Source organism: Williamwhitmania sp., from assembly GCA_035529935.1.
Taxonomy (GTDB): domain Bacteria; phylum Bacteroidota; class Bacteroidia; order Bacteroidales; family Williamwhitmaniaceae; genus Williamwhitmania.
Genome location: DATKVT010000019.1, coordinates 24,959 through 33,424, shown reverse-complemented (window position 1 = coordinate 33,424; position 8,466 = coordinate 24,959). Strand labels below are relative to the sequence as shown.

Annotated in this window: 6 protein-coding genes; 1 reads left to right on the top strand and 5 read right to left on the bottom strand. The window is 43.3% G+C overall.

Features of this window, described 5'->3' with window-relative positions:
- Positions 1–543 (top strand): kelch repeat-containing protein (locus VMW01_01155; GenBank protein HUW04841.1); only part of this gene is annotated, 543 nt, incomplete at its 5' end.
- A gap of 69 nt (positions 544–612) precedes the next feature.
- Here VMW01_01155 and pyrF read toward each other — a convergent pair.
- The 5 genes from pyrF to VMW01_01130 form a co-directional block, all read right to left on the bottom strand.
- On the bottom strand, positions 613–1,443 hold the full coding sequence (gene pyrF, locus VMW01_01150) for an orotidine-5'-phosphate decarboxylase (protein ID HUW04840.1): 831 nt from the start codon (positions 1,441–1,443) through the stop codon (positions 613–615).
- Positions 1,444–1,461: 18 nt separating this feature from the next.
- Positions 1,462–2,541 (bottom strand): peptide chain release factor 1, encoded by a 1,080-nt coding sequence (gene prfA, locus VMW01_01145; GenBank protein ID HUW04839.1) that lies wholly within the window; start codon positions 2,539–2,541, stop codon positions 1,462–1,464.
- A gap of 59 nt (positions 2,542–2,600) precedes the next feature.
- Positions 2,601–3,770 (bottom strand): AIR synthase related protein, encoded by a 1,170-nt coding sequence (locus VMW01_01140; protein ID HUW04838.1) that lies wholly within the window; start codon positions 3,768–3,770, stop codon positions 2,601–2,603.
- Between the two features lie 76 nt (positions 3,771–3,846).
- Entirely contained in the window at positions 3,847–5,856 is a 2,010-nt protein-coding gene (locus tag VMW01_01135) for an OmpA family protein (protein HUW04837.1), read from the bottom strand.
- A gap of 247 nt (positions 5,857–6,103) precedes the next feature.
- The gene (locus tag VMW01_01130; protein HUW04836.1) at positions 6,104–8,293 is read right to left on the bottom strand and encodes a glutamine synthetase III; all 2,190 of its coding nucleotides are present in this window, start codon (positions 8,291–8,293) and stop codon (positions 6,104–6,106) included.
- Positions 8,294–8,466 lie beyond the last annotated feature (173 nt).

Sequence of the window (8,466 nt, the reverse complement as noted above, 5' to 3'; positions counted from 1 at the left end):
GGAGGTTACGATGGAAATTACCTCAAAGATCTATGGCAGTATGACCCTAGCACCAATACTTGGGCTCAGAAAACAAGCCTTCCCGGTAGTAAACGAATGAATGCTGTTGCATTTGTCATCAACGACATTGCTTACGTTTGCACAGGAACTCAAAATGCAACTCATCCTGCTGATTTCTGGGCTTACGATGCCTCGACCGATACTTGGACCAAGAAAAGAGACATTGCCAACGATTCGAATGAATCGTATGATGATAATTATACCTCCATAGTAAGAGCAAATGCTGTTGCATTCGTAATTAATGGACTTGGGTATATTACAACTGGTGATGACAACACTATAATCTCTACTGTATGGGAATATAACCCTGTAACTGATTTGTGGACAAGAAAAACTGACTTCGAAGGAGCTGCTCGGTCAAACGCAGTTGGATTCACTGTAAGTGGAAGAGGATTTGTTGTAACCGGTGTTTCTGGAAGCACATATCTTGATGATATTTGGGAATTCCTGCCATATGACACCTACAACGCAAACGACAAATAGTCAATACAATTTTGCATAAAAAAAGGGTGGTAAAACCACCCTTTTTTTATGCAAAATACTTTCGTAAATCTAGATGCACCCTTTTGATTTCAAATGTCCAGCCATTTGCATCTGTAAATCTTCCGCTTTTGCGGCTGCAACTTCTGCAAAACGCTGCGTATGGTCTGCATAAATTATCCCACGAGAAGAGTTTACAATTAATCCGCATTGTGAGTTCACCCCAAATTCAACCACCTCCTCAAGGCTCCCACCCTGCTCACCAACTCCTGGAATTAGGAGAAAATGGTGTGGCACTATTTTCCTTACATCAGCTAGCATCTGAGCTTTTGTTGCCCCTACCACATACATCATATTGTTTTCGTGGCCCCATTGCATTGAAGTTTCAATTACGCGCTCGAACAATCGTTTCCCATCTGCAAGGGGTAACATCTGTAATTCTGCAGCCGACTCGTTGGATGTTAAGCCAAGCATAACAACCCACTTCCCATCAAATGCGAGAAAAGGTGTGACGGTATCCTGTCCCATATAGGGAGAAAGTGTGATAGCATCGAAACCAAAATGTTGAAAAAATGCCTTGGCATACATTTTTGAGGTATTTCCAATGTCCCCGCGCTTTGCGTCGGCAATAAGGAAAATATCGGGATAGTTCATACGAATGAACTTTACCGTTTTCTGTAAACTAATCCAACCTTGTGCCCCCTGGAATTCATAGAAAGCCAAGTTGGGTTTATAAGCAATGGCAAATGGAGCCGTTGCCTCAACAATTCGCTTGTTAAACTCAAAAATAGGGTCTTCCCGGGAAAGTAAATACTCCGGAATTTTGTTCAGGTCGGTGTCCAACCCCACGCAAAGAAAGCTCCGCTTTTTTTGAATATTCTTAAAAAGATCCTGCGAATTCATAGGCTTTCTAGGTTAATACTAAATTTCGCTCTCCTTCAACCTTTCTGCATTTTCGGCCATTTGTAACTTATCAAGCAATTCCTGAATATCACCATCAATAATGGAAGCAAGATTGTAAAGCGTTAGATTAATGCGGTGATCGGTAACGCGCCCTTGTGGATAGTTGTAGGTTCTTATCTTTGCCGATCTGTCACCAGTTGACACCATTGTTTTTCGCTTGCTGGCAATTGCGTCAATATACTTTTGATACTGGAGGTTGTAGATTCGAGTGCGCAGTTCAGCCATCGCCTTTTCAAAGTTCTTAATCTGAGATTTTTGATCCTGACACTGCACCACTATACCAGTGGGTGCGTGCGATAAACGAATTGCAGAGTAGGTTGTGTTAACTGACTGTCCTCCAGGGCCAGACGCACAAAAGGTGTCCTTACGGATATCCTCCATCTTTATATCAACGTCAAACTCCTCCGCCTCCGGTAGAACTGCAACTGTTGCAGCAGAAGTATGCACTCGCCCCTGTGTCTCGGTTTGAGGTACCCGCTGTACACGATGTACACCCGATTCATACTTCAAAATACCGTATACACCTTTTCCGGTTACCTTCATCACAATTTCCTTGTAGCCTCCAGCAGAGCCTTCAGAGTAGTCGTTTATCTCGTACTTCCACCCCCTACTTTCGATATACTTCGAGTACATTCGGAAGAGGTCTCCGGCAAAAATAGCAGCTTCGTCACCACCCGTTCCTCCCCGAATCTCGAGAATTGCATTTTTTTCATCCTCTGGATCCGAAGGAATCAGGAGCAACTTTATCTCCTCCTCAATCTTTTCCTTCTGTGTTGTTAGGGAGTCAATTTCACCTTTGGCCATTTCGCGCATCTCATCATCCTTCTCCGATGATAGTATCTGCTTTGAAAAGTCGATATTGCTTAAAATATTCTTATACGTTTCGTAAGCCTCCACCAATGGCTCAAGTTCCCGATACTCCTTGTTCAGCGAAACATATCGCTTTTGATCTGAAATGATTTGAGGGTCAGTTAATTGCTGCCCAACCTCCTCAAACTTGAGTTTCAAACTATGAAGTTTACCTAGAAAATCGCTCATTTATATGACCTCCTTAAAATTGGCTGCAAATTTAGCAATAATTTCGAAGCTCAATCTTACTAATAAAGGAATGTACCAAGCTCGCTTTTAATGGTCAACTTCTTCTCCTTTGATGACTCAACAAGACCAATGATCTGAGCGTCGACTCCAAACTCCTTCGAAATGGCCACAATATCATCGGCAAATTCAGGAAACACATAAATTTCAAATCGGTGTCCCATGTTAAATACCTTATACATTTCTTGCCAATCGGTATTGGATGAATGCTGGATCAAGTTGAACAAGGGTGGAACGGCAAACATACTGTCTTTAATAATGTGTAAACCATCGACGAAGTTCAATATCTTGGTTTGTCCTCCACCAGAACAATGAATAAGACCATGAATCAAAGGGCTATAGTTGGTTAGTATTTCCCTAACAACGGGTAAATAAGTTCTGGTGGGAGATAGCACCAATTCGCCTACCGTCATGCCAACGCTGTCAACCTTTTGTGTCAAATTTAACGACCCAGTGTAGGCAACTTCATTAGGTATTCCCGTATCGTATGTTTCCGGATATTTTTCGCCAACAGCTTTTGCAAATATATCGTGTCGGGCAGAAGTAAGCCCATTGGAACCCATTCCTCCGTTATATTTCTTTTCATACGATGCTTTCCCGTAACTGCATAATCCAATAATTACATCTCCATCCTGAATGCTAGCGTTGGAAATCACCTTCGATCGCGGCATGCGAGCAGTGACGGTTGAGTCCACAATAACTGTTCGAACTAGATCACCCACATCGGCCGTTTCTCCCCCAGTGAGAAAAATATTCATTCCAAGATCGCGCATCTCCTGAATAAACTCCTCAGTACCCTGAATGATTGCAGTAATTACCTCCCCAGGAATAAGTCTTTTGTTCCGCCCGATGGTAGAGGATACCAGAATGTTGTCAAATGCTCCTACGCAAAGTAGATCGTCGGTATTCATCACAATGGCATCTTGAGCAATACCCTTCCATACCGACATATCGCCTGTCTCACGCCAGTAGGCATAGGCCAGCGAGGATTTGGTACCAGCCCCATCGGCATGCATGATGTTACAGTATTCGGGATCACCACCCAAAAAGTCTGGGACTACCTTGCAGAATGCCTTTGGGAAAATTCCTTTATCTAGATTTTTTATGGCGTTATGAACATCCTCTTTCGATGCAGATACACCTCTTTGTTCGTATCTGGACTTCTTTTCCATCTTCTGAAACTGTTGTTTGAATTGTTACCAAATAAAAAAAGCGACTCTGTTGCCAGAGCGCTTTTTATCTTTTCAGTTACTGCTTTGCTACCGGTTTATAATCGGTGGACAAAACCTTGAATTCCGTTCGACGATTGAGCTGGTGGCAAATCTCCTTTTGATCATCCGTTTGAAGCCCGTTTATAAATTCGTCGGAGAGCACTACACCCTCTTTTAAGAATGGGTAAGACTCTGCAATGCGAGCATCAACAACCTTAGGATTGGAAGCAGCGTAACCTTTGGCTTTAAGCCTATCGGGCGCAATACCCTTTTCAATTAGGTAATCAACAACGCTTTGAGCACGCTTCTGCGACAATTCGTAGTTGAACGCATCTGTTCCTCTGCTGTCTGTGTGAGAACCAAGCTCTATGGTGATATTGGGATTATCGTTGAGTGTCTCAACAAGCTTATCGAGCGAAACCATCGATTCAGGTCTCAACTCCCATCGGCCATAGTCGTAGAAAATATTTGGTAGTTCGATTGGTTTTGCAGTAGAGGCCATATACAATGTGGCGGTAAAATCCTTACTAGCTGTCAGACCACGCGTAGTTTCTTTACCCTTCCCATTTAAGTATCCATTCCGCTGAGAAACAAGCACATAATCGTTATTGGCAGCCAGAACAAATTTAAATACCCCGTCGTTGCCAGTTTCAACACTTAGGTTAGTGCCATCGGAACCAATAAGCTTAACGGTGGCTTGGTCAAGGGGTTTATCCGTTTTGTCATCCTTAACAATACCAGTAATGTTAAAATTAATTGGAGGTAGATAGAACTGGTAAATATCATCACCACCTCTACCACCCTTCCGGCGTGAGGTTAGGTAACCCATCTCCTTTTCCTTCTGAAAAATAATTCCAAAATCATCGGCAGATGAGTTGATTGGGTATCGCATATTTACAACATCCCAGCCTCCATCCTTGGTCGGAGTGGCTTTAAAAATATCGAGACCACCCATTCCAGGCCTACCGTCGGTTGAAAAATAAAGGGTGCCATCGGGATGGATGAACGGAAACATCTCTCTACCAGCTGTATTAATGGATGCTCCTAAGTTAATGGGTTCGCCCCATGTATCAGTTGGGCTGTTTCGGGTCACTTTCCAAATATCTGTTTTGCCAAAGCCTCCGGGCATATCCGAAACGAAGTAAAGCGTTAGACCATCGCTGGAAATGCTTGGATGGGCAACCACTACGCTATCACCTGCAATAGGAATTTTTTCAATTTTCCCCCACTTACCATCCTGGTTTGTAGCTGTTAGAATTTCACATCCCAACTTATCGCGCTTATTTACGCGGCACCTAGTGAAATACATTGTATTGTAATCGCTGCTTAAGGAGCACGATCCCTCCTCAAATTCGGTATTTACCTCGCCCTCTATAGGCTTTGGTGTACTCCAAGTATTTTTCCTGTCGCGCTCGGTAACAAAAATATCCGTAAAATTTTCTCCCGTAGCGGCATGAATTTTATTACCTACTGTACCAGGTCGAGAGGATGTAAAATAGAGTATTCCATAGTCATCAGACCCATATGCCGGCGAAAAATCATTAAACTTGGTATTCGTAAAATCAACCTGCTCCAACACGTAGCCGGTTGGACTCTCCTTCCACTGCTGGGCCACCTGACAACTCTTCATACGCTCGTCAGCCACTGGATCATTAGGTACCAACTTCTTATACTCCTGGTATTCAGCAAGGGCCTTATCATATTCGTCCTGTATCATGAGCACATCGCCATAGTGCAGGTAGATAATAGGGTCTGCATACTCCTTTTTAATTGCCTTCGCATACCAAATCTCGGCCTGTCGGGCATTCCCAATATTTCGAAAAGCTTCGGCAATACGAAATAGGATAAAGGGCTTCTTAGTATTATCGGCAATATCGTTATATATGTTCCGGTAAAGGTCTATGGATGCATAGTAACCACCTGCTTCAAAAACCTTATTGGCCCGTTCGAACTTGCCTTGGGCATGACTACTTTCTGGAAGCATTGTAAAGCACAGGATCAAGGCTATAAGGCCTGATAGCGCCATAGAAATGGAGTTCTTTGCCATTGTTTCGTGTTTACTTACAAAAAATGCAAAAATGATATTCTGATTATTGACAAGTTCAACCAAAGAGGCTATTCAACATTGGCCAATAAGGCATAAAAGTAAACAATTTTTTAGTGAATGAGAAACATCTATAAATTGGTTAAATACAAAAATCGATGCAGGAAAGAAGCTAAGACAAAACTTCTCCTGCATCGATTCTAAAACAGGGTCAAACTAATTGTAACAAGAAGTTTGACACGCTATGCTGCTAGTGTAAAAAGAGTAATTCTCGATACTTAGGTAGCGGCCATTGCTTATCGTCCACAATCAACTCCAACTTGTCGATATGGTATCTTACCTCCTCCATCATAGCGTTGATCTCCTTTGAATATACTGAAGCTCGTTCAAACATATCCGTAATCTTGTTTACCTCTTTTCTGCGCTCAACCAGCGCTTTGGTCAATTGCCGAATATTTCGAACGTGGTCGGAAATCTTACGGATGCTCTGAAGCTGTGTTTCTGCCAACACTGCAAACTCCAACTCAGGAAAGAGATCCTTTAAACCCTTAACATTATCGATGAGCAGGTTTTGATAAAGCAAGGCGGTGGGAACTACATGGTTAATGGCTAAATCGCCCAATACTCGAGCCTCAATTTGCATCTTCTTAATGTAGGTCTCATTCCGAATTTCGTGTCGAGATTCCAACTCCCTGTCAGTTAGGACAGCAAAAGCTCCAAACATCGCGCGAGACTTTGGATCCAAAAACGCATTAAACGCTTCGGGTACATCGTACATGATGGGCAAACCACGCTTTGCAGCCTCTTCCTTCCATTCCTGGCTATAACCATTCCCTTCAAATCGAATTTGCTTGCTTGCTGTAATTACGCTACGCAACACCTGAAGAATGGCCTCATCTTTCTTAACCCCCTTGGCTATCACGGCCTCAACTTCAAGTCTAAACTCCCGAAGCTGCTCAGCTAGTGCTGTATTTAGAACAATAAGTGGAGAGGCAGCATTACCAGATGACCCCATAGCTCTTAATTCAAATCGGTTACCGGTAAATGCAAAAGGAGAGGTTCTGTTGCGGTCGGTATTATCCAATAGTATCTCAGGGATTTTGCCAATATCCAACTTTATTTCCGTCTTCTCTTCCGGAGTCATTTTTTTATCGGTTACACGCTCCTCCAGCGAATCGAGCAATGCGGAAAGAGTTTTACCAATAAAAACTGACATAATTGCTGGCGGTGCTTCATTTGCTCCTAGACGGTGAGAGTTCGATTGGCTTGCTACGCTTGCCAGCAGCAGCAATCCATGCTTATCAACCGCCTTCATTGTGTTCACCAAAAAGGTAAGGAACTGAATGTTCGAGCGAGGATTCTTGCCAGGAGAAAGAAGATTTACTCCAGTATCGGTGAGCATCGACCAGTTACAATGCTTACCAGAGCCGTTAATTCCCTTAAATGGTTTTTCATGGAAAAGTACGCGCAGCTTATGACGGCGAGCTACCTTATCCATAATGGACATTAACAGTAAATTATGGTCAACTGCGAGGTTGGCCTCCTCAAAAATGGGTGCACACTCAAATTGGTGCGGCGCAACCTCGTTATGTCTTGTCTTTACCGGTATCGCAAGTTTATATGACTCAAACTCCAACTCCTTCATAAATGAAGCAATCCGGTCCGGAATGGCTCCAAAGTAGTGGTCCTCAAGCTGCTGATCTTTTGCAGCTACGTGCCCCATCAGCGTACGTCCTGTCAATACTAAATCGGGGCGAGCCGTGAAAAGCGCCTCGTCAACGAGAAAATACTCTTGCTCCCAGCCTAGGGTAACAAATACCTTTTTTACATCCTTGTCGAATAGCTGACCAACGAGGGTGGCTTCCCTATCGAGCGCCTGCAACGAGCGAAGGTGCGGCATTTTTAAATCGAGCGCCTCACCGGTATATGAAATAAATATGGTAGGTATGCAGAGTGTTCCATCAAGTACAAAAGCAGGAGAAGAGGGATCCCACGCAGAATAACCTCGAGCCTCAAACGTATTACGTAAACCTCCACTTGGAAAAGAAGAAGCATCAGGCTCCTGTTGTACCAGTAGCTCTCCCCTAAACCGCTCAACTGCGCCCCCGTCGCGCTGGAGCTCAAAAAACGCATCATGCTTCTCAGCGGTTGAATCGTTTAGCGGATGAAACCAGTGTGTGTAGTGAGTCGCACCACGCTCCATAGCCCATGTTTTCATGCCCGTGGCCACTTGATCGGCCACCTTACGGTCAATTCTTCGACCCTCATCAATGGCAGCAACAACACTTTCATAGGCCTCACCCGAAAGGTACTGCTTCATTTTTTTTCTGTCGAAAACGTTGATTCCGAAAATATCGGAGATTTTAACGTCCGATTTGGTTACCCCTTCTGGGGTACGACTCAACAATTCTGATAATGCTTTTTCTCGTAGCGCAACCATATTTTCATTTTTTGATTGTTACGACGCAAATATACATTTATTAGAACAACACCCCCTATATTAATGTCGTTATTTTTAATATAAATGCTTTTTTGTTGCAATACCCCCTATTTTTAATTGCTCATGTATTATTATTTGTATTATTTTTTAACACCCCCCCTAATCAGCAAAAA